We start from the raw sequence: 19,395 nt of genomic DNA on the forward strand, positions 1-19,395 counted from the left end.
ACGTCGGCCAGGCGGCCCGGGCCGACTCGACCGTGCCGTGCGCCGGGTGCCGACCGCCGGCCGCGAGCCGGTCGACCACGCGCTGCAGGGCCACCTCGGGGTCGACGTCGCACCACACCTCGACCGTGCGGGGCGACCCGGCGCGCTCGACGCCCGCGCGGGCGTGCTCGAGGTCGCGCTCCCGGTGCCAGAACGAGTCGACGACCACGCCGGCCTCGACCTCGCCCGCCATCGCCCAGACGGCGTCCATGGCGATGCCACCGAGGGCGTGCGGATCGATCATCGGCCCGGCCAGGTCGACCAGCGCCTCCTTGACCGGGTCCTTCGCGAGCAGTGGGCAGCCGAGCACGCCGGCGAGCGTGGCCGAGAGGGTGGTCTTGCCCGATCCGGGCAGACCGTTGACGAGGATCGCGACTGAAGCCATGCCCCCATCCTCGCGGACCGCGAGGGCCCCGACCGAACGCAGGAGGCGCGGTGCCCGACGACCGGGCACCGCGCCTCCTGCAGGTCGGCGCGTGATCAGACCTCGGGGGCGACCCAGTCGCCGGTGGCGAGGTACTGGACCTTCTTGGCGATCGACACGGCGTGGTCGGCGAAGCGCTCGTGGTAGCGCGACGCGAGGGTGGAGTCGACGGTGTCGACGGCCGCGCCCTTCCAGGTCTCGCCGAGCACCTTGTCGAAGACGCTCAGGTGCAGCTCGTCGATGCGGTCGTCGTCGTTGCGGATCTCTTCGGCCAGGCGCACGTCTTCGGTGGTGAGCAGCTCGGTGAGCTTGTTCGCGATGGCGACGTCGAGCTCGCCCAGCTCTTTGAAGGTCGGGCGCAGCGACTTCGGCACGACCTTCTCGGGGAACCGGTAGCGGGCCAGCTGGGCGATGTGCTCGGCCATGTCGCCCATGCGCTCGAGCGAGGCGCTGATGCGCAGCGCGCTGACGACGATGCGCAGGTCGCGGGCGACCGGGTTCTGACGGGCCAGGATGTCGATGGCCAGCTCGTCGAGGGCGATGGCGCGCTCGTCGATCTTGTCGTCGTCGGCGATGACCTGCTCGGCCAACGAGACGTTCGACTCGTTGAAGGCCGTGGTCGCGTTCGCGATCGAGACGGCGACGAGGCCGGCGATCTCGACGAGACGCTCCTGCACCTCCAGGAGTTCCTGCTGGAATACCTCGCGCATGTCGTGTTCGACCCTCTCGTCGTGGGGGCTCGGTGGCCCTGGGAGCACGGTGGCTGCGAGCGGGGTGCGGGGCGCGCCCTCGGCTCGTGACGTGAGGGCGTGAGTCGCCCGCACAGTCCCGACGATGCTCTCCGGTGAAGGTTAACGACCGGTGATCGCCGCCTGAACTCTGACCAAAGTACAGCGGATGGGACGACCTCCCGTTCATCGACGGGCCGGGGGGTCACTACTGTGAACGACATGGAATCCGCCTGGCTGGTGCCGTTGTCGCTGGCCTTCGGGGTCGTCGTCGGCGCCGCCATCGTGCTGGTCGTCGTCTCGGCCCACCGACGCGCCGTGCGAGCCGCGGCTCTCGTCGACGTCGCCCTGCCCGACGGCATCGACGCGGTGCTCGACGCGCTCGAGTCGGCCGGGCTCGTGGTCGACCCGTCGGGCAACGTGCTCAAGGCCTCGGCCGCGGCCCGGCAGCTCGGCCTCGTCTCGGCGCAGCAACACCTCGTGCACCCCGAGCTAGAGACCATCGTCAACGACGTCCGCCGGCACGGCGACCCTGTCGTCGAAGAACTGACGCTGCCGCGGTTGCCCGGCAGCGAGGCCACCATCGCCGTCCACGTGCGGGCGGCCGCGCTCGGGGGTCGCTTCGTGCTGCTGCTCGCCGAGGACCGCACCGAGGGGCGCCGCCTCGACGACATGCGCCGCGACTTCGTCGCCAACATCAGCCACGAGCTCAAGACGCCGATCGGCGCCGTCGGCCTGCTCGCCGAGGCCCTCGAGTCCGCCTCGGCCGACCCCGAGCAGGTGCGGCACTTCGCCGCGCGCCTGACCCGTGAGGCCGGGCGGCTCGGCCGCCTCACGCAAGACATCATCGAGCTCTCGCGCCTGCAGGCGACCGACGCGCTCGAGACCGCCGAGCCGATCGACGTGCGCGACGTGGTCGACACGGCCGTGGACCGCAACCGGGTGGGCGCCGAGGCGCGGGGCATCGACCTCGTCGTGCGGGGTGGCAAGCACGCGCACGTCGTCGGCGACCAGGCGATGCTCGTCACGGCCGTCGACAACCTCGTGGCGAACGCCATCAACTACTCGCCCGACGGGTCGCGGGTCGGCATCGGTGCCACGGTGGACCAGGGCGGCGTCGTCGAGATCGCCGTCACCGACCAGGGCTACGGCATCCCCGACGACGAACTGGACCGCGTCTTCGAGCGCTTCTACCGCGTCGACCCGGCCCGGTCCCGTCGCACCGGCGGCACCGGCCTCGGCCTCGCCATCGTCAAGCACGTGGTGCAGAACCACGGTGGCGACGTCCGCGTCTGGTCGCAGGTCGGCAAGGGGTCGACCTTCACGCTGCGCCTGCCGTCCGCCGAGGTCGAACCCGTCACCCGATCGATCCCGACCACGGCCGCCCCGCGGCCCGAGCACCAAGAGACACGATGACCATGGAGACCCGATGACCCACATCTTGATCGTCGAGGACGAAGAGTCCCTCAGCGAGCCGCTCGCCTTCATCCTGCAGCGCGAGGGCTACCAGGTGACGGTGGCCGAGGACGGCCCGGGCGCCGTCGCCGCCTTCGACAAGACCGGAGCCGACCTCGTGCTGCTCGACCTCATGCTGCCGGGCATCCCGGGCACCGAGGTCTGCCGCATCATCCGCACGAAGTCGCAGGTGCCGATCGTCATGCTGACGGCGAAGGACAGCGAGGTCGACATCGTGGTCGGCCTCGAGCTCGGCGCCGACGACTACGTCACCAAGCCGTACTCGACCCGCGAGCTGCTCGCGCGCATCCGGGCCGTGCTGCGTCGTCGGGTCGACCCCGACGACCTCTCCGACTCGATGCTCGAGGCGGGCGAGATCCGCATGGACGTCGAGCGGCACGTCGTGTCGGTCCGCGGCACCGACGTCGCCATGCCCCTGAAGGAGTTCGAGCTGCTCGAACTGCTCATGCGCAACGCCGGCCGGGTGCTCACCCGCGGGCAGCTCATCGACCGGGTCTGGGGCTCCGACTACTTCGGCGACACCAAGACCCTCGACGTGCACATCAAGCGCATCCGGTCGAAGATCGAGGCCTTCCCATCCGAGCCGAAGGCCCTGGTCACCGTGCGAGGCCTCGGCTACCGCATCGAGGCCTGACCGGTCGGCGCCCGCGCCTCCCCGGTGCGACCCCGGGAGGCGCGGGTCGCCTCACGCGCGAGAGGCCCGGCACCGCACACGGCGGGCCGGGCCTCTCGGCTGTCGGTGGGGGGTCGCTACGGCGTCGGCGACGACGACGGTGCCTGCTCGGTCGCCTCGACCAGCGGGGTCGACTCGACCGTGGGGTCGGAGGACGGCGTGGGCGAGGGCAGCAGCGTGGCGTACTCGGACAGGGCGCCCGTCAGGACGGGGACGTTGAACGACTTGCCGGTCTCGGTGCCGTACTGGACGAACACCGGCACCAGGGCACCCGGGTCGGAGTCGAGCGAGTCGATGATGAACTGGTCCTGGCCGGGCTCGGTGCCCAGCTCGACCTTGGACGAGCCGTCGACCTCGATCGTCTGCGTCTCTTTGCCCGAAGTGGTCGGGTACTCGAAGGAGACCCGCGCGGCCTCGTCGCTCGTGTTGAGGACGACCATGCTCAGGCTGGCGGTGGCGCCGTCGCCCTCGCGGGCCGTGAGGAGGATGGCGTTGCGCACCTGGATGTCGCCGACGTTCAGGCTGTAGCCGTCGCTCGCGTCGTACTGCTTGGTCGTGGCCTGCGGGCTGATGAAGTTGCACCCTGCGGCGGTCAGGACGACCACGGCGCCGACGGCGGCGGCCGAGACGACGCGCGTCGTCAGTCCGCGAGACTTCAGGGATGGGGCTCGCACAGGTGTCCTCCAGGATCAGCGTCACGACAAACGTCCGGAGCCCAGCTTATCCGCGCCCACGGGGGTCGGTTCGTTAGGGCAGCCTTACCAACGAGTCCTTATGTTATCCTGGGTGTCGCAGAATGGAGCCTGATTCATGCAGTTCGAGGTCGGCGAGACCGTTGTATACCCGCACCACGGGGCAGCGACAATCTCAGAAGTCAAGAAGCGGATCATCAAGGGCGAAGAGAAGCTGTACCTCAAGCTTCGCGTCACCCAGGGTGATCTGACCATCGAAGTACCCGCAGACAACGTCGACCTGGTCGGCGTGCGAGACGTCATCGGCAAAGAGGGGTTGGACCGCGTCTTCGACGTGCTCCGGGCCCCCTTCACCGAAGAGCCGACCAACTGGTCGCGCCGCTACAAAGCGAACCTCGAGAAGCTCGCCAGCGGTGACGTCATCAAGGTGTCCGAGGTCGTCCGCGACCTCTGGCGTCGCGATCAAGACCGCGGCCTCTCGGCCGGCGAGAAGCGCATGCTCGCCAAGGCCCGTCAGATCCTGATCAGCGAGCTCGCGCTCGCCGAGAAGACCGACGAAGAGAAGGCGTCGAGCGTTCTCGACGAGGTCCTTGCGTCCTAGCACTCCCGACGACCGCTCGGTCGACGACGGTGGGGTCCACACCCCGTCCTGCGTCGGTCGGGCGGTCGTAGTCGTTGCGGCGGGCAGTGGCACGCGCCTCGCGCTCGGCCGCCCCAAGGCGTTCGTCGAGGTCGCGGGTCGCAGCATCCTCGAACGGTCCCTCGACGCCGTCTTCGCCTCGGTCGTCCCGACGCAGGTCGTCGTCGTGGTCCCCGAGGCGCTCGTCGACGAGTCCCGCGCGCTCGTGCACGCCGTCGCCGGCCCCGCCCGGGGCTACGCGTCGGTCGTCGTGGGCGGCGACACGCGCCAGCAGTCCGTCGCGGCGGGCCTGACGGCCCTCGGCCCCGACGTCGAGACCGTGCTGGTGCACGACTGCGCCCGACCGTTCACCCCCACGGCGCAGTTCGACCTCGTGGCAGGCATCGTCGAGTCGACGGGTGACGGCGTCGTGCCGGGCCTCGCAGTGACCGACACGATCAAGCGCGTCGACGCCGACGCCGCCTTCGTGGTCGACACCGTCGACCGCAGCGAGCTCGTCGCCATGCAGACGCCGCAGGGGTTCCCCCGAGGGGCCCTCGACCGCGCCTACGCCGAGGCCTCGGTCGAGCACACCGACGACGCCGCGCTCTTCGCCGCCGCGGGCCACCGCGTCCGCGTCGTGGCGGGCGACCCGGTGGCCTTCAAGATCACCACCCCGTGGGACTTGCGTCGGGCCGAGACGATCGTCGCCGAGGGCGAGGCGGGTGCGCCGGGGCGCGAGGCGTCCGATCGACCGGGCCCGCGCCTCCTGACCGGGGTCGGCACCGACGTCCACGCGTACGACGCGACCCAGCCGATGCACCTCGGGCTGCTGCACTTCGCCGGCGAGGCGGGCCTCGCGGGCCACAGCGACGGCGACGCGGTCGCCCACGCGATCGTCGACGCGCTGCTGTCGGCCGCCGGGCTCGGCGACATCGGGTCGAGCTTCGGCACCGACGACCCCCGCTTCGCCGGGGCGTCGGGCGACGTGTTCCTGACCGCGACCCTCGAGCTGCTCGCGGCCGCAGGCGCGGCGCCGGTGAACGTCGCCGTCCAGGTCGTCGGCAACCGTCCCCGGCTCTCGTCGCGACGGGTCGAGATGCAAGACGCGCTGACCCGCGTGGTCGGTGCCCCGGTCAGCGTCTCGGCGACCACGACCGACGGGCTCGGCTTCACCGGCCGGGGCGAGGGCGTGGCCGTCATCGCGACCGCCCTCGTCACGAGCGAGGCCACGGGCTCCGCGTCAAATAGGCTGATCACGTGACCATCAGGCTCTACGACTCCCGTCAGCAGGCGCTCGTCGACTTCGTCCCGCTCGTCCCCGGCCAGGTCGGGCTGTACGTCTGCGGCCCGACCGTGCAGTCGTCGCCCCACATCGGGCACCTGCGCTCGGCGCTCGTCTACGACCTCTGGCGTCGCTGGTTCACCTACCGCGGCCTCGACGTCACGCTGGTGCGCAACGTCACCGACATCGACGACAAGATCCTCGCCCTGGCGGCCGACACCACCGAAGAGTGGTGGGCCCGTGCCTACCGGTACGAGCTCGAGTTCACCGCGGGCTACCAGGCGCTCGGCATCCAGGCGCCGACCTACGAACCCCGGGCGACCGCCAGCGTCAGCGAGATGCAGCAGATCGTCACGACCCTGCTCGAGAAGGGGCACGCCTACGTCGCCCCCGACGCCTCGGGCGACGTCTACTTCGACACGACGAGCTGGCCCACCTACGGCGCGCTGACGAACCAGTCGGTCGACGACATGGCCCCGGCCACCGACGCCGACCCCCGCGGCAAGCGCGACCCGCGCGACTTCGCGCTCTGGAAGGGCCACAAGGCCGGCGAGCCCGAGTCCGCGTCGTGGGCGTCGCCCTGGGGCGAGGGGCGCCCCGGGTGGCACATCGAGTGCTCGGCGATGTCGGCCCGGTACCTCGGACGAGCCTTCGACATCCACGGTGGCGGCCTCGACCTGAGGTTCCCGCACCACGAGAACGAGCTCGCCCAGTCGACCGCGGCGGGCATGGACTTCACGTCGTACTGGCTGCACAACGGCCTCGTCGCCGTCGAGGGCCAGAAGATGTCGAAGTCGCTCGGCAACTCGATCTTCGCCGCCGACTTCTTGGCGCAGGCCCGGCCCGTGGTCGTGCGCTACTTCTTCAGCGCCGCGCACTACCGGTCGACCATCGACTACCACGAGGGCGCGCTGCTCGAGGCCGAGGCCGCGCTCGACCGGGTCGAGACCTTCCTCGAACGGGCCCAGCGGCGCCTGGCCGACACCCGCTTCGCCGGCGTCGGCGCCCGCGTCGTGCCCGACGAGTTCGGCGAGGCGATGGACGACGACCTCAACGTGCCCCAGGCCGTCGCCGTGCTGCACGACACCGTGCGTGCCGGCAACGTGGCCCTCGACGACGGCGACCTCGACACCGCGGCGCGGGCCTGCCAGCACGTGGCCGCCATGGTGGCCGTGCTCGGCATCGACCCGACGGCGCCCGAGTGGCGGGCGAGCGACGAGGTCGACGCGCACCGCGCGCTCGGCACGCTGGTCGACGTACTCTTGGCCGAACGCCAGCAAGCCCGGGCCGATCGCGACTTCTCGCGGGCCGACGAGATCAGAGGCGTCCTGACGGGCGCCGGCATCACCATCGAAGACACCCCCAGCGGGTCGCATTGGAGCCTCGAACAGTGAAGAACACCAGCGGAGCACGCAAGGGCCGTCCCGGCAGCAGTGCCGTGCGTCAGGGCAGCAAGGGCAAGCAGGTCGGCAGCGGCGGGCAGGGGCGCCAGGCCCTCGAGGGCAAGAAGCCCACCCCGGCCGCCGAGGACCGCCCGTACCACCCCGCGGGCAAGGCGAAGGCGGCGCGCGAACGCCTCGAGGCGGCTCGCGGTCGAGGCGGGGCCGGCCCTCGTGCCGGGTCGCCGATCGCCGGTCGCGGTGGGCCCGACGCACCCCGTCGTCGTCCGAAGTCGGCCGACGACCACGAGATGGTCACCGGTCGCAACTCGGTCGTCGAGGCCCTGCGGACGCGCATCCCGGCGACGACGCTCTACATCGCCGCCCGCATCGAGATGGACGAGCGCACCAAAGAGATCCTGCAGCTCGCGACCCGTCGCGGCCTGCCGATCCTCGAGGTCATGCGCCCCGAGCTCGACCGCATCACCGGGCACGACTCCGTGCACCAGGGCGTCGCGCTCAAGGTGCCGCCGTACGAGTACGCCCACCCCGTCGACATGCTCGAGGCGGCGGTCAAGCGTCAGCAGAAGCCGCTCTTCGTGGCGCTCGACGGCATCACCGACCCGCGCAACCTCGGGGCGATCATCCGCTCGGTGGCCGCGTTCGGCGGGCAGGGCGTCATCGTCCCGCAGCGCCGGTCGGTCGGCCTCACCGCCTCGGCCTGGAAGACCTCGGCCGGTGCGGCCGCGCGCATCCCGGTCGCCATGGCGTCGAACCTGACGCAGACCCTCAAGTCGTACAAAGAGCAGGGCGTGTTCGTCGTGGGCCTCGACGGCGACGGCGACGTCATGCTTCCCGGCCTCGAACTCGCCGACCGCCCGATCGTCGTCGTCGTCGGCAGCGAGGGCAAGGGCCTGTCGCGCATCGTCGCCGAGACCTGCGACGCGATCGTGTCGGTGCCGATCAGCGGCGCCGTCGAGTCGTTGAACGCCGGCATCGCCGCGTCCGTCACGCTCTACGAGATCTCGAAGCTGCGCGCCGAGCGCAAGAAGAAGTAGCGCACACCCCCGCGAGGCGGGGCCTCGAGGAGGCGCGGGCCGGCCGGGTGCCGACCCGCGCCTCCTGCGTCGTCAGACCTTCGTGCGCCAGTCCTCTTCGGCTCCGGCCTCGTCGACGCCGGCCTCGTCCGCCTCGAGCAGGGCGGCCTCGGGCAGCGAGATCGACTCGGTCGCGGGCTCGATGACCATCTGCTCGTCGCGGCGGTGACGCAACACGTCGTTGATGTACGAGGTGAGCGCCTCGGCGATCGGCACGTCGCGGTTCTCGGCCTGCGACTGGTACCAGCGGTGCTCGAGCAGCTGGTGGAACACCTCGGCCGGTTCGAGACGACCGCGCAGGTCGCGGGGGATCGACCGGACCACGGGCTCGAAGACCCGCGAGGCCCACTCGTGGGCGATCATCTCTTCGTCGGAGTCCGACTGGTCGGTGCGCATGCGGTAGGCGTCGAGGTCGTTGAGCAGGCGGCGCGCCTGGTTCTCCTCGACGTCGAGCCCGGTGAGGCGCAGCAGGCGTCGCGAGTGGTGACCCGCGTCGACCACCTTGGGCTGGATCTTGACCTGGCTGCCGCCCTCGGCCGTCTTGATCGCGAGCTCTTCGATGTCGAAGCCGAGGTCGTTGAGGCGCTCGACGCGGTCGTTGATGCGCCACCGCTCCGAGCTGTCGAAGGTCTCGGCGCCGGTCAGCTCGGTCCACAGGCTGCGGTACGCCGCGACGATGCCGTTGCTGACGTCGACGGGGTCGAGGTTGTCGTCGAGGCGCCCGCCCGCCTCGAGGTCGAGCAGCTCGCCGGCGATGTTGACGCGGGCGACCTCGAGGTCGTTCTCGCGCTGGCCGTTCGAGAGGCCGCCGGGGTAGAGCTTGCCGGTCTCGGCGTCGACCAGGTAGGCGGCGAAGGCGCCCGCGTCGCGACGGAACAGCGTGTTCGACAGCGACACGTCACCCCAGTAGAACCCGATGATGTGCAGCCGAACGAGCAGCAGGGCCAACGCGTCGACGAGGCGGCGGGCCGTGTCGGGGCGCAGGGTCTGCGAGTAGAGCGCCCGGTAGGGCAGCGAGAACTTGAGGTGGCGCGTGACGAGCACGGGGTTGAGCGGCGAGCCGTCGGCGTCGTGGCGGTTCGTGATGACGGCCAGCGGGTCGACGCAGGGGATGTCCATGCGCTGCAGCGTGCGCAGCATCTCGTACTCGCCCCGGGCCATCTCGCCCGAGGTCTCCTTGATGGCGATGACGAAGCCGCTGAGGTGTGCGAAGCGCACGAGGTGCCGCGAGATGCCCTTGGGCAGGGTCGCGATGGCCTCGTCGGGCCACTCGTCGAGCGGCAGGTCCCAGGGCAGGTCGAGCAACGCCGGGTCGGCGGTGGCCGAGGTGATGTTCAGGGAGTCGGGCATGGGGGCCTCTCGTGCGTGGAGCGCCGCCCGGGGGCGAGGCGGAGGGGGAGGTCAGGAGGCGCGGTGCCTGGACGCGGGACGGCCCGCCGTGTCGTCCGGAGGGATGCTCCGGGCGGACTCGACGGGCCGACCCGACGTGCTGCTACGCGCTGACGACGGCCTTGTCGCCGAGGCGCTCGCCGCTCTCGGTGTCGAAGACGTGCACGTGGTGCGCCTGCGGGGTGACGTAGATCGTCTCGCCCAGCTTGGGGTGGTTGCGGCCGTCGACGCGGACGACGACGTCGACGCGGTTGCCGTCGACCTCGGTGTGGCCGTAGAGGTAGCCGTCGGCGCCGAGCTCTTCGACGACGTCGACGGTGACCGCGAGGCCCTCGCCGGTGGTGTTGACCACCACGTCTTCGGGGCGGACGCCCACGGTGACGCTCTTGCCGTTGGCCTGGCCGACCGTGTCGCGGTCGACCGCGGTGACGGCGGTGCCGAACTGGATGCCGCCGTCGACGACGTCGGCGGGCAGCAGGTTCATGGCGGGCGAGCCGATGAAGCCGGCGACGAAGACGTTCTGCGGCTTCTCGTACAGGTCGCGGGGGGTGCCGACCTGCTGCAGGACGCCGTCCTTGAGCACCGCGATGCGGTCGCCCATCGTCAGGGCCTCGGTCTGGTCGTGCGTGACGTAGACCGTGGTGACGCCCAGGCGACGCTGGAGCGACGCGATCTGGGTGCGGGTCTGGACGCGCAGCTTGGCGTCGAGGTTCGACAGGGGCTCGTCCATGAGGAACACCTGGGGCTGACGCACGATGGCGCGACCCATGGCGACGCGCTGACGCTGGCCACCCGAGAGGGCCTTCGGCTTGCGCGAGAGGTAGGGCTCGAGGTCGAGCAACTTGGCCGCCTCGAGGACGCGGGTGGCGCGCTCTTCTTTGCCGACGCCGGCGATCTTCAGGGCGAAGCCCATGTTCTCGGCGACGGTCATGTGCGGGTACAGCGCGTAGTTCTGGAACACCATCGCGATGTCGCGGTCCTTCGGGGGCACGTCGGTGACGTTGCGGTCACCGATGTAGATGTCGCCCGAGTTGACCTCTTCGAGGCCGGCGAGCATGCGCAGGGTGGTCGACTTGCCGCAGCCGGAGGGGCCGACGAGCACGAGGAACTCGCCGTCGGCGACCTCGAGGTCGATGCCGTCGACCGCGGCGCGCGTGGAGCCGGGGTAGAGGCGGGTTGCCTTGCTGAACGTGACCGAAGCCATGATCTTCTCCTTCACCGGCAGGTACGTGCCGGACGATCCGTTGTGAATGGACGGTGATCACCCTCAGAGATCTGCGGTGACCACCACCGGCCAGCATGCCACGAAAACGTCTCGGCCCGCCACGCACGCACCCCTTCTCCACCCCGTCATCGCCCGCGCCTCCGGTCTTCTGCCAGGCTCTCCTCGTACCATGTTTCGTGGCCACGACTCGTGGCGACCGTCCCCACCACCCGCTCGACGCGACCATGCGAGGCCGTCGCGCACCGGAGCCCCATGACTGACCTGAACCCCGACGACCCGTCGTTGACCAAGAACCAGCGGCGCGCGGCGGCCCGCCAGAAGGCACAGCTCGCGCGACAGAAGCAGAAGCGTCGCCAGCGAGCGGGCAAGTGGGCGCTGCAGGGCGGTCTCGCCCTCGTGGTGATCGCCATCGTCGTCGGCGTCGTCCTGGTGATCACGAACAGCATCCGTCCGGCCGGCCCCGGCCCCGCGAACATGGCGAGCGACGGCATCAAGATCGGGCAGGGCTTCGAGGCCGTGCAGACCGGTGCCCTCGGGCCGGACGACGAGCCCACCGCCTCGGCGACCACGGCGTCGAGCGACACCGTCGACATCGTGGTCTACCTCGACTACCTCTGCCCGATCTGCGGCGAGTTCGAGCAGGCCAACAACGACTACATCAGCGGGCTCGTCGAGTCGGGCGCCGCGACGGTCGAGTACCACCCGGTCGCCATCCTGACGAACCAGTCCCTCGGCACGAAGTACAGCAACCGGGCCGCCAACGCCGCGGCCTGTGTGGCGAACTACTCGCCGAACTCGTTCTTCGACTTCAACACGGCGATGTTCGAGCAGCAACCAGAAGAGGGCACCAGGGGCCTCGACGACTCGCAGCTCGCCGACATCGCGACGGGCGTCGACGGGGTGACGAACGCGAGCGACATCACGTCGTGCATCGACGACGACGAGTTCGGGTCGTGGGTGACGGCGGCAACCCAGCGCGCCATCGACGGGCCCATCCCCAACAGCGACCTGGACGCCCTGACCGGCACCCCGACGGTGCTCGTCAACGGTCAGAAGTACGACGGCAGCCGTCCCTTCACCGTGCAGGAGTTCCGCAGTTTCGTCGTCACGGCGGCCGGCAACAGCTACACCGAGTCGGGCACGGCCAGCCCGTCGCCGACCCCCACCGAGTCCGCGCCGGCCGAGGCGCCGGCCGAGGCACCCGCAGAGACGCCCGCGGGCTAGGTCGTCATGCGGGGGTGCGGCAGCACCCCGGTGCGGTCGCGCGTCGCGACCGGCAGCTCGTGCAGCACCACGTCGCGCACCTCACCGGCCTCGAGCGTCAGCGTCAGGTAGGTGGCGTGCGGTTGTCGTCGCCGGTCCGTGGGCGATCCCGGATTGAGCAGGCGCAGGCCCGCCGGGGTCGTGGTGTCCCACGGGATGTGGCTGTGCCCGAAGAGCAGCAGGTCCGTCTCGGGGAAGGCGCGGTCCATGCGGGCCTCGCGCGCCTCCTTGGCTCCGGTCTCGTGGACCACGGCCAGGCGCACGCCGTCGACCGTGTGGCGCGCCACCTCGGGCAGGCGGGCGCGCAACCCGTCGCCGTCGTTGTTGCCCCACACCCCGATCAGGAGGCGCGCGCGGGCCTCGAACTCGTCGAGCGTCGGTTCGCCGGTCCAGTCGCCGGCGTGCACGACGACGTCGGCGCGCTCGACCGCGGCCCACACGACCCCCGGCACGGCCTTCGCCTTCTGCGGGACGTGGGTGTCGGACACGACGAGGACGGAGGTCGGCATGCCCCCCACGCTAGGCGCGAGTCGAACCGTCGGGGCGTCGATCCGGCCCGATATTGTCATGACGGGGTTTGCTGTCCTAGTCGGCGCGATCACCCCCGACCTTTCTGCCAGCCCACCAGCACCCGGCCGCACTCGACCGCGCCTCGCCCGGCACCATCTCGACCCCCGCACCACCAGAAACGAGGACGACACCGTGGGACTCTTCCGCAGCCAAGAATCCGAGACCGCCCGAGAGGACGCCGCCGTCCGGCACTCCCTCTGGGCCGACGCCTTCGGCACCCTCGCGACCCGCTCCGTGCAGATCATCGCCGTGCTGATCGTCGCGATCGGCGTCATCTACGTGTTCTTGAGCCTCAGCCTCGTCACCCTGCCGGTGCTGCTCGCGCTCATCTTCGCCTCGGCCATGCTGCCGGTCGTGGCGTTCCTGCGGCGACACAAGGTGCCCTCGGTGCTGGCGACGCTGATCGCCCTGTTCGCCGTGCTGATCATCCTCGGCCTCGTCGCCTGGCTGATCGTCTGGGCGGTCGAGAACCAGGCGAGCTCGCTGGTCGACTCGGCCACCTCGGGCTTCAACAAGCTGCAGGACTGGATCACGACCCTGCCCTTCTCGATCAGCGACCAGCAGATCGAGGACGCCCGCAACGCGGCCGTCGACTTCGTCACGAGCTCGCAGTTCGGCTCGGGCGCCCTGGCCGGCGCCTCGGCGGTCGGCAGCTTCGCGACCGGTCTCGTGCTGATGATCGTCGTCCTTTTCTTCTTCCTCAAGGACGGCCCCGCGATCTGGGAGTTCCTGCTGCGCCCGTTCCGGGGTGAGCACTACGCCCGTGCCCGTCGCATCGGCGACAAGACGGTCGCCACCCTCGGTGGTTACGTGCGCGGGACGGCGACGGTCGCCGCGGTCGACGCCATCGGCATCGGCATCGGCCTCTTCGCCCTCGGCGTGCCCCTGGCGCTGCCGCTGGCCGTCGTCGTGTTCCTGACCGCGTTCATCCCGCTGGTCGGTGCCACCGCCGCAGGCATCCTCGCCGCCCTCGTGGCACTCGTCGCCAACGGGCCGGGCACGGCCCTGGCCGTCGTGGCCGTCGTGGTCGTCGTGAACCAGCTCGAGGGCAACCTGCTGCAGCCGGTGCTCATGGGCCGCACGCTGCAGCTGCACGGCCTGGTCATCCTGGTCGCGCTGACCGCCGGCACGATCCTCGGCGGCGTCGTGGGCGCCGTCATCGCCGTGCCGCTCATGGCCGTCGTCTGGGGCATCACCCAGGTCTGGAACGGCGAGCACGAGCCCGCCGAGATGTTCCGACAGAAGAGGCCCGAAGAGGTCCGCTGACCCCGGAGGCCCCGAGGAGGCGCGGTGTGAGCAGGGCTCGCACCGCGCCTCCTGCGTTCCCGCGACCGGGAGGTCGCACGTGGTGAGGGAAAAAGTCTGCAGCAACTGCAGCGAAATGGTTGCGGATCGTCAACGAAAGCGTATGGTTGACATTCTGCAACCAACGGACACGGCCAACGGCGATCGGTCCCTCACCACCTCGAACCACCGGAGCGCACCTTGTCGCAGACCACGACCGCCGCGGGCACCAAGCCCGCGGCTCCGCACGAACCGGGCGAAGCGCCCGGCATGAGCCACCGCGAAGTCCTCACGGCCCTGTCGGGCCTGCTGATGGGCATGCTCGTGGCTATCCTCTCGTCGACCGTCGTGTCGACCTCGCTTCCGCGCATCGTCAGCGACCTCGACGGCAGCCAGACCTCGTACACCTGGGTCATCACGGCCACCCTGCTGGCCACCACGGTCAGCACCCCGCTGTGGGGCAAGTTCAGCGACCTCACGAACCGCAAGGTGCTGCTGCAGGTCGCGCTCGTGCTCTTCGTGCTCGCGTCGGTCGCGGCCGGCTTCTCGCAGAACACCGCGACGTTGATCACCTTCCGCGTCTTCCAGGGCCTCGGCGCCGGCGGCCTCACCGCCCTGGTGCAGGTCGTCATGAGCGACATCATCAGCCCGCGCGAGCGTGGCCGGTACATGGGCTACCTCGGTGCCGTGATGAGCGTCGGCACCATCGGTGGCCCGCTGCTCGGCGGCGTGCTGACCGACAGCATCGGCTGGCGCTGGAACTTCTTCGTCGGCGTGCCCGTGGGCATCGCGGCCCTCGTCGTCATCCAGAAGACGCTGCACCTGCCCGCCAAGCCCAAGAAGAAGGTCGTCATCGACTACTGGGGCGCCGGCCTGATCGCCGGTGGCGTCTCGCTGCTGCTCATCTGGGTGTCGCTCGGCGGCAAGCAGTTCGAGTGGAACTCCGTCACCAGCTGGGTCATGGGCCTCGGCGCCGCCGCCCTGCTCGTGCTCGCCGTGGTCGTGGAGTTCCGCTCGAAGGAGCCGATCATCCCGCTGACGCTCTTCACGAACCGCACCTTCACCTTCGCGGTGGTCGCCTCGCTCAGCGTCGGCGTCGCCATGTTCGGCACCAGCGTCTTCCTCGGCCAGTACATGCAGCTCGCCCGCGGCCAGTCGCCGACCATGGCCGGCATCCTGACCCTGCCGATGGTGCTCGGCCTGCTGATCTCGTCGATGGTCGCCGGTGCGCTCATCTCGAAGTACGGCAAGTGGAAGCCCTACATGATCGTCGGCTCGATCCTGCTCGCCGCCGGACTCTTCCTCATGTCGACCATCGAGTACGACACGAACTTCTTCGTCGTCTCGGTCTTCATGGCGATGATGGGTCTCGGCATCGGCATGGTGATGCAGAACCTCGTGCTGGTCGTGCAGAACTCGGTCGACGTCAGCGTCGTCGGGGCGGCCTCGTCGAGCGTCGCGTTCTTCCGCAGCCTCGGCGGCACCATCGGCGTCTCGGTCATGGGTGCCGTGCTCGGCACCAAGGTGTCGGGCTACATCACCGACGGCCTCACCGACGCCGGCGTCGACCCCAGCGCCCTCGGTGGCGGCGGCGCCACGAGCATCCCCGACCTGAGCACCGTGCCCGGCCCGATCCGCACCATCATCGAGTCGGCCTACGGTCAGGGTGTCGCCGACGTGTTCCTGATCGCCGCGCCCCTGGCGCTCGTCACCATCGTGTTCGTCTGCCTGCTGCCGAACGTCGAGCTGGGCACCAAGACCGGAATCCAGCGCGCCGCGGCGTCGACCGGAGGCCCGACGGCCGGCTCCTCGGCTTCGGCTTCGGCGTCGGCTTCGGTCGACAGTGAAGGAGGCGCGGCTCCGGTCGACGGGAACGACGCGTCCCCGGCCGCCAAGGGCGTCGCGGCCACGGCCGGCCTGGCACCCGCGGTGTCGAGTGCGCCGGCGACGGCGTCCACGCCCGCCCCGACCTCGGGCCTCGCGGGCTCGCCGGCTCCGGTCTCGCCGATCGACGAGGGCGGTGACGCGGTCGAGCGTCGCCACCACAGCCACACGGCCACCTCCACCGGTACCATCGACACGATCATCGCGACGGGTGCCGCCGAGGTGGCGGGTCACCCGGTGCCCGCCGCCGAACTGGCCGAGAGCCCGGTGTTCTCGTCCCTGGTCGAGGAGAAAGATGTCGCAGCCGATCGTTGACGGCCAGCCCGAGGGCGCGGTGCTCGACGCGCCGCGCCCTGCGGGGGCGGACGCTCGTGACCAGGCGGCACCGCGCCTCCTCGGGGCCGACGCGGCGGAGCAGTCGGCGCCGCGCATCCTCGGGGCCGAGGCGGCGGAGCAGTCGACACCGCGCCTCCCGAGCCCCGGTGACGACGGCCGCGAGGGCCTCATGGCCGGCGTGGTCGACGAGATCGGCTCGATGATGGTCGAGGCCAAGCGGACGATCGCCGCGGCGGCGTCGCGGTTCGACCCCGACGTGCCGCCCACCGCGTTCTACGTGCTGCGCTACGTGATGAAACACCAGCCGTGCAGCGCCGTCGACATCGTCAAGGCGATGGCCATGGACAAGAGCGCGGTCAGCCGTCAGGTCACCCTGCTGCGCGAGGCCGGGTTCGTCGACGTGGTGCCCGACACGGCCGACGGGCGGGTGATGCTGCTGCGCAGCACCTCGCGCGCGGACGACCGCATGCTCGAGGTGCGGCACGAGAACCGCGCCGTGTTCCGCACCCACGTCGAGGGCTGGACCGACGCCGAGCTCGACGAGTTCGCCGGCTGGCTCCGCCGCTTCAACACCCCGGCCGGGTAGGTCGGCCGGTCGGCCGCGTCCGGCCCCCGTGCGCGCCGCACCCCCTGGATCGGCGCTGAACACCTGCCTGGGCAAAGCGTCGAGCGCCGGAAGCCGGGGTCTCGCGGCGGGGGTGCGCGCCCGCACCCCTTCGATCGGCGCTGAACACCTGCCTAGCCAAATCGTCGAGCGCCGCATGCCGGGGTGTCGCGGCGGGCCGACGACGAAGGCCCCCTCCCGCGACGGGAGGGGGCCTTCGTCGTGCAACGGAGAGGTGCTAGATCGTCGCGGTGTCGATCACGAAGCGGTAGCGGACCTTGCTGGCGACGACGCGCTCGTAGGCCTCGTCGACCTCGTCGGCGCCGATCGTCTCGATCTCGGCGCCGATGTGGTGCTCGGCGCAGAAGTCCAGCATCTCTTGCGTCTCGGGGATGCCGCCGATGTTCGACCCGGCGAGGCTGCGACGACCGCCGATGAGCGAACCGGCGCTGAACGACTGCGGGTTCTCGGGCAGGCCGACGAACACCATGGTGCCGTTGAGGCGCAGGGTGCGGGCGTAGGCGTCGATGTCCATGTCGGCCGAGATCGTGTTGATGATCAGGTCGAACGAGCTGCGCAGGGCCTTGAAGGTGTCGGGGTCGCTCGAGGCGTAGTAGTGGTCGGCGCCGAGCTTCAGGCCGTCCTCCTGCTTCGAGAGCGTCTGGCTGATGACGGTGACCTCGGCACCCAGGGCGTGCGCGATCTTGACGGCCATGTGGCCGAGCCCACCCATGCCGACGACGGCGACCTTCTTGCCGGGGCCGGCACCCCAGTGCTTCAGCGGCGAGTAGGTCGTGATGCCGGCGCAGAGCAGCGGCGCGGCCTCGTCGAGCGCGATGCCCTCGGGGATCGACAGCACGTAGTTCTCGTCGGCGACGATCTGCTTGGCGTAGCCGCCGTAGGTGGGCTCGCCCGAGTACTGACGGCCGTTGTAGGTCGCGACGTTGCCCTTGACGCAGAACTGCTGCTCGCCCGCGAGGCAGTTCTCGCACTCGCGGCAGCTGTCGACGAAGCAGCCGATGCCGACGCGGTCGCCGACCTTGTGCTTGGTGACGTCGGAGCCGACCTCGGTGACGATGCCGGCGATCTCGTGGCCGGGCACCATCGGGAAGATGGCCTTGCCCCACTCTTCGCGGGCCTGGTGGATGTCGCTGTGGCAGATGCCGGCGAAGGCGATGTCGATCTGGACGTCGTTCGGGCCGACGTCGCGCAGCTCGACGGTGGAGTGCTCGAAGGGTGCGCCGGCGGACGGCGTGAGCAGGACGGGGACGGTGGTGGGCACGGGAAGACCTCCGTTGGTGGGCGGTGCACGCCTCGTGGGCGCGCCGAAGTCCGACGACGTTGTGGGATGCAACCCACACTAGGCCGGTCCGCCGACATCGGCTCCCAGCCACCCGTCCGCCCGGCCGTCCGACCGAGGGAGGCGCGGGTCGGGCCCCGAGGAGGCGCGGCTCAGCCGAGCAGCTCGGCTCGCCAGACGAGCGCGGCGGCCCCGACCAGCGGGCTCTCGTCGCTCAACCCGGAGCGGACGACGCGGACGCGACGGGCGTACTCGTTGACCGGCGCCTCCTGGACGGTGGCCCGGACCAGGTCGAGGTAGTCCTCGCTGACGCGCGAGAACCCGCCGCCGATCGCGACGACGTCGAGGTCGAGCAGCGTGGTGACCGACGACACGGCCTCGCCCACGGCGTTCGCCGACCGTCGGACGGCGGCCACGGCGATCTCGTCGCCCGCCACGTAGCCGGCCGCGAGGTCTTCACCCCGTTCGCCCTGCCAGCCCTGCGCCCGCGCCCAGGCGACGACGTTCGGGCCCGAGGCGATGACCTCGAGGGTGGCGGCCCAGGCGTTCTCGCCGGCGGGGCGGTCGGCGATCTGGATCTGACCGATGTGGCCGGCGTTGCCGGTGCCGCCCGAGAGCAGGCGGCCGTTCACGATGAGCCCGCCGCCGACGCCGGTCGAGACGGTGATCGCCAGCGCGTTGTCGGCGCCCTGCGTCGCGCCCACCCAGTGCTCGGCCAGGGCGAGGCTGACGCCGTCGAGGCGCAGCGTGACGGGGGCGGCGTCGGGCAGGGTCGAGGCGGCGAGGGCCGCGACCTGCTCGCGCAGCGGGTAGCCCCGCCAGGCGTGCAGGTTGATCGGCGAGACCGTGCCGTGCACGAGGTCGACCGGGCCGGCGCTGCCGATGCCCGCGCCGACGAGCGCGTCGCCGTCGGGCAGGGCGGCGAGGGCGTGCGCGACGACCGCGCGCACCGCCTCGGCGAGTTCGTCGGAGGTCGACCCGGCGCCGGTGGGGCGGCGGTCGCGGCTTCCGTCGAGCAGGGCTCCGTCGGAGGCGACCAGCGCCGCCTCGACCTTCGTTCCGCCCACGTCGACGGCCAGTGCGTAATCGGTCACGTCGGCCAGCGTAGCGGGGGCGTGCGACCGGGTC

18 protein-coding genes are annotated in these 19,395 nt (G+C 70.9%); 10 read left to right on the forward strand and 8 right to left on the reverse strand.

Annotated elements, in window-relative coordinates:
- Together ITJ55_RS09165 and phoU are read right to left on the reverse strand one after the other, a co-directional pair.
- A partial coding sequence (locus ITJ55_RS09165) for an AAA family ATPase (RefSeq protein ID WP_194595092.1) occupies positions 1-424 on the reverse strand: 424 nt, incomplete at its 3' end.
- 95 nt (positions 425-519) lie between these two features.
- A complete protein-coding gene (gene phoU / locus ITJ55_RS09170) occupies positions 520-1,173 on the reverse strand; it encodes a phosphate signaling complex protein PhoU (protein ID WP_043597221.1) in 654 nt (217 codons plus the stop codon).
- 240 nt (positions 1,174-1,413) lie between these two features.
- On the opposite strand from phoU, the gene ITJ55_RS09175 reads away from it, so the two are divergent.
- Both ITJ55_RS09175 and ITJ55_RS09180 read left to right on the forward strand, forming a co-directional pair.
- The gene (locus ITJ55_RS09175; RefSeq protein ID WP_056259453.1) at positions 1,414-2,607 is read left to right on the forward strand and encodes a cell wall metabolism sensor histidine kinase WalK; all 1,194 of its coding nucleotides are present in this window, start codon (positions 1,414-1,416) and stop codon (positions 2,605-2,607) included.
- Positions 2,608-2,620: 13 nt separating this feature from the next.
- Positions 2,621-3,301, forward strand: a complete 681-nt coding sequence (locus tag ITJ55_RS09180; protein WP_194595093.1) for a response regulator transcription factor — start codon at positions 2,621-2,623, stop codon at positions 3,299-3,301.
- Between the two features lie 116 nt (positions 3,302-3,417).
- Here the strand turns inward: ITJ55_RS09180 and ITJ55_RS09185 are convergent, their stop codons facing one another.
- On the reverse strand, positions 3,418-4,014 hold the full coding sequence (locus ITJ55_RS09185; RefSeq protein ID WP_194595094.1) for a hypothetical protein: 597 nt from the start codon (positions 4,012-4,014) through the stop codon (positions 3,418-3,420).
- 136 nt (positions 4,015-4,150) lie between these two features.
- On the opposite strand from ITJ55_RS09185, the gene ITJ55_RS09190 reads away from it, so the two are divergent.
- From ITJ55_RS09190 to rlmB, 4 genes are read left to right on the forward strand one after another with little or no spacing between them, the layout of a single operon-like run.
- Positions 4,151-4,633: a CarD family transcriptional regulator gene (locus tag ITJ55_RS09190; protein WP_043597211.1), complete on the forward strand. Its 483-nt coding sequence runs from the start codon at positions 4,151-4,153 to the stop codon at positions 4,631-4,633.
- Complete coding sequence (gene ispD, locus ITJ55_RS09195; RefSeq protein WP_194595095.1) at positions 4,623-5,915, forward strand: 2-C-methyl-D-erythritol 4-phosphate cytidylyltransferase; 1,293 nt, start codon at positions 4,623-4,625, stop codon at positions 5,913-5,915. The genes ITJ55_RS09190 and ispD overlap by 11 nt, the downstream gene beginning before the upstream one ends.
- A complete protein-coding gene (gene cysS, locus ITJ55_RS09200; protein WP_194595096.1) occupies positions 5,912-7,330 on the forward strand; it encodes a cysteine--tRNA ligase in 1,419 nt (472 codons plus the stop codon). Before ispD ends, cysS begins: the two co-directional genes overlap by 4 nt.
- Complete coding sequence (gene rlmB / locus ITJ55_RS09205) at positions 7,327-8,373, forward strand: 23S rRNA (guanosine(2251)-2'-O)-methyltransferase RlmB (RefSeq protein ID WP_056259444.1); 1,047 nt, start codon at positions 7,327-7,329, stop codon at positions 8,371-8,373. The genes cysS and rlmB overlap by 4 nt, the downstream gene beginning before the upstream one ends.
- A gap of 72 nt (positions 8,374-8,445) precedes the next feature.
- Here rlmB and ITJ55_RS09210 read toward each other — a convergent pair whose 3' ends face one another.
- Complete coding sequence (locus tag ITJ55_RS09210; RefSeq protein ID WP_194595097.1) at positions 8,446-9,762, reverse strand: DUF4032 domain-containing protein; 1,317 nt, start codon at positions 9,760-9,762, stop codon at positions 8,446-8,448.
- 142 nt (positions 9,763-9,904) lie between these two features.
- On the reverse strand, positions 9,905-11,005 hold the full coding sequence (locus tag ITJ55_RS09215) for an ABC transporter ATP-binding protein (RefSeq protein WP_043597318.1): 1,101 nt from the start codon (positions 11,003-11,005) through the stop codon (positions 9,905-9,907).
- A gap of 273 nt (positions 11,006-11,278) precedes the next feature.
- On the opposite strand from ITJ55_RS09215, the gene ITJ55_RS09220 reads away from it, so the two are divergent.
- Positions 11,279-12,250 (forward strand): thioredoxin domain-containing protein, encoded by a 972-nt coding sequence (locus tag ITJ55_RS09220; RefSeq protein WP_194595098.1) that lies wholly within the window; start codon positions 11,279-11,281, stop codon positions 12,248-12,250.
- Here the strand turns inward: ITJ55_RS09220 and ITJ55_RS09225 are convergent.
- Entirely contained in the window at positions 12,247-12,798 is a 552-nt protein-coding gene (locus ITJ55_RS09225) for a metallophosphoesterase (RefSeq protein WP_194595099.1), read from the reverse strand. The genes ITJ55_RS09220 and ITJ55_RS09225 overlap by 4 nt on opposite strands.
- 193 nt (positions 12,799-12,991) lie before the next feature.
- On the opposite strand from ITJ55_RS09225, the gene ITJ55_RS09230 reads away from it, so the two are divergent.
- From ITJ55_RS09230 to ITJ55_RS09240, 3 genes are all read left to right on the forward strand, one after another.
- Positions 12,992-14,125, forward strand: a complete 1,134-nt coding sequence (locus ITJ55_RS09230; protein WP_370544098.1) for an AI-2E family transporter — start codon at positions 12,992-12,994, stop codon at positions 14,123-14,125.
- Between the two features lie 288 nt (positions 14,126-14,413).
- On the forward strand, positions 14,414-16,342 hold the full coding sequence (locus tag ITJ55_RS09235) for an MDR family MFS transporter (protein ID WP_194595101.1): 1,929 nt from the start codon (positions 14,414-14,416) through the stop codon (positions 16,340-16,342).
- Positions 16,323-16,949 (forward strand): MarR family winged helix-turn-helix transcriptional regulator, encoded by a 627-nt coding sequence (locus tag ITJ55_RS09240; protein ID WP_194595102.1) that lies wholly within the window; start codon positions 16,323-16,325, stop codon positions 16,947-16,949. Before ITJ55_RS09235 ends, ITJ55_RS09240 begins: the two co-directional genes overlap by 20 nt.
- Positions 16,950-17,205: 256 nt before the next feature.
- On the opposite strand, the gene ITJ55_RS09245 is transcribed toward ITJ55_RS09240, so the two are convergent.
- Both ITJ55_RS09245 and ITJ55_RS09250 read right to left on the reverse strand, forming a co-directional pair.
- A complete protein-coding gene (locus tag ITJ55_RS09245; RefSeq protein WP_194595103.1) occupies positions 17,206-18,249 on the reverse strand; it encodes an NAD(P)-dependent alcohol dehydrogenase in 1,044 nt (347 codons plus the stop codon).
- Between the two features lie 170 nt (positions 18,250-18,419).
- Positions 18,420-19,361 (reverse strand): ROK family protein, encoded by a 942-nt coding sequence (locus ITJ55_RS09250; protein ID WP_194595104.1) that lies wholly within the window; start codon positions 19,359-19,361, stop codon positions 18,420-18,422.
- Positions 19,362-19,395 lie beyond the last annotated feature (34 nt).

The organism is Frigoribacterium sp. VKM Ac-1396 (assembly GCF_015350895.1).
Lineage (GTDB): Bacteria > Actinomycetota > Actinomycetes > Actinomycetales > Microbacteriaceae > Frigoribacterium.